At 35.6% G+C, this 2,847-nt stretch carries 1 protein-coding gene; it reads left to right on the top strand.

The features are described 5' to 3' along the window. Positions 1-88 precede the first annotated feature (88 nt). Positions 89-2,809, top strand: a complete 2,721-nt coding sequence (locus tag P9B04_RS19145) for a hypothetical protein (protein ID WP_342056569.1) — start codon at positions 89-91, stop codon at positions 2,807-2,809. Positions 2,810-2,847 lie beyond the last annotated feature (38 nt).

The following is a 2,847-nucleotide window of genomic DNA, read 5'->3' as shown; positions in this document are numbered from 1 at the left end:
TTGTACCTAAAGTTGAAAATTGTAACCAAATCTTGTTCTCAGTCCTGACACTTTTTTATTAACCGCTACAGATACTAATGGGAATAAGTTGACTTTCTCTGAAAGTGGGATAATTAGTGATACAGGAGTAGAGGTTAAATTTTTAAGAGATGCCAAAGGAAGGATTACATCAATTGTTGACCCATCCGATAATATTATTCAGTATGAATATGATGTGAATGGGGATTTAATTAAGGTTATTGATAGGGAAGAAAATGAAACTAAGTTTGATTATAGTGAGGAAAGGGAACATTATTTAGAGACAATAATTGACCCGTTGAATAGAGAAGCAGTGAGGACAGAATATGATGAAAATGGACGATTGAAAAGGATTATCGATGTAGATGGCGACCCCACTGAATTTATTTATGACCCTGACAATGATATTCAAATCACTAAAGATGCCTTTGGTAATCAAACTATCCATGAATACGACCAACGGGGTAATGTTATTCGAGAACTTAATGCTTTAGGACACGAAACCTTACTCGAATACGATGATAATAACAACGTTATCAAAGTCACCGATGCTAATGGAAATATCATCGAATATACCTATGATAGTCGTGGCAATGTTCTTTCTCGTACTGCTTTACATGACCCCAGTAATTCTAATCCTGAAATCACTCGTTATACCTACAATAAATATAATCAAAATACAGCCGTTATTTTACCCACAGGAGCAATATTTAATCAAAATTATGACAGTCGAGGAAACTTACTTTCCCTAACCGATGGAGAAGGAAATATTATTCAAGCATTTACCTATGATTATCAGGGAAATGTTACCTCAGAAAGTGACCCCACCGGAACAAGTTATTATAGTGATTTTGATGCTTTTGGTAATGCTAGAACCGTTAAAGATAGTTTAGGCAATATTATTACGTCTACCTATGATAATAATGGTCGCATTATTACCATGACCGATGATGAAGGCATTTCAACCTTTACCTATGATAAATCAGGACGAGAAATTAAAGCTGATTATGGGGATGGAATCTATGTAGAATATGGTTACGAAGGTGCAGGAAGTGATTGGACGGTATTGGATGCACCTACCATTGGTCAAATTGAACGGAAATTTACTGAAGATGGTAAGTTAGGAGGGTGGGTAACACCAGCAGGAGAAGACCTCACCTTCACCTACGATGAAGCAGGACGCTTAAAAACAGAAATTACCCCTGATAGTACAACGACCTACGAATACGACGCTTTAGGACGGGTTACGCGAGTCATTGACCAAGCAACAGGGTTTATTACTCAATCTCATTATGACACTTTAGTAGGAGAAGACCCAGACCCAGGTATTGCTGATAACCTTATTGGTCAATTAACAGGTCGTACCCTTATTATTGATGAAAATACCAGTTATACCACCAGTTACACCTATTATGCTGACGGTAAAACTAAATCTATGACCGATAGCAATGGTAACACTTGGTTTTATGAATATACTATCAATACTAGCACTGTCATTGATCCATTAGGAAGACGAACCACCAATGTTCAAACAGATCAATATTTACCCTCAGAAACCATTTATGCAGATGGAACAAAAACCACTGTTGAATATCTCTATCAAAATAATCTTTTAGAGGGGTCAGATTATCCCACCATTGTAACTGATAGGGGAGGCAGAGATCGCCACTTTAATTATGATGAGAGTGGTCGTTTAATTTCAGCGACAGACTTAGGAGATACAACCTATACTTACACTTATGAAGATTATGGATTAGCTTCTATTAATAGTCCCACCAATGAAACTATTTTATCCTACAGTTATGATGATGAGGGTAATTTACAGAGGGCAAATTATGCTGATGGTGGGGTCAAAGAATTTGTTTATGATGAGAATAATCAGCTATCTCAAGTCACTTTACCTACTGGAGTTATTATTACTTATGAATATAACGAATTAGGAGAAGAAATTAGACGAACTTCTACATTAGAAGGAGAAGTATTAACCCAATGGAATGCCAATCAAGACTTATTAAGTATTACTGATAATACAGGAACAACCACTTATGATTACGATGAGAATACAGGACAATTAGAAGCCATTGATTATAGTAATGGTCAACGCATTGAATATGAATATGATCCACTGGGAAGAACCACATCAGTAACGGTTAAAGAAACACCAACCAGTGAAGGTTATATCACTTATTATGAATATGATAGTTTAGGAAACTTAACCAAGGTTACTGATCCAAATGGGGGAGAAACTGTCATGATTTATGATAGTATTAATCGTTTAACAGAACGGAATTTACCCAATGGTATTAAAACCACTTATCGTTATCAAGAAAATACCGATTGGATAGAAAAGATAACCCATACTTCAGTAGAAGGAGAGGTATTAGCATCTATTGAATATGTGAGAGAAGGAACAGGAGAACCTGTTAAAATTATCCGTGAAGATGGGTCTTATGTAGAATTAGATTATGATGAGTCTTTAAGGGTGATAAAAGAGAGTTACTATGATACTAATGGAACTTTAATTGATGAAACTGAATACGATTATGATGCTGATGGTAATCGTTTAGAAGTAAGTCATGGGGATGCTGAAGGGACTTATTACTATGATAATATTCATCAGTTAACAGAAATTATGACTGAGACAGGAAGCGAAACCTATACCTATGATGAAGGGGGAAGAATTAAGAGTATTACGAGGGATGGAGAAACTTGGAACTTAGAGTATAATAGTATGGATTTAATTACGAAGATTACGAATAGTAACGGAGACGTATTAATTCAGAAATGTTGAATGTTAGAAAAAAGCCTGGAAAAAATCTGTTTAAAATG

It is taken from the genome of Crocosphaera sp. Alani8, assembly GCF_038442745.1.
GTDB lineage: Bacteria > Cyanobacteriota > Cyanobacteriia > Cyanobacteriales > Microcystaceae > Crocosphaera.
Note: the sequence above shows the minus strand (reverse complement) of the source record. Positions and strands in the feature narration are given on the sequence as shown.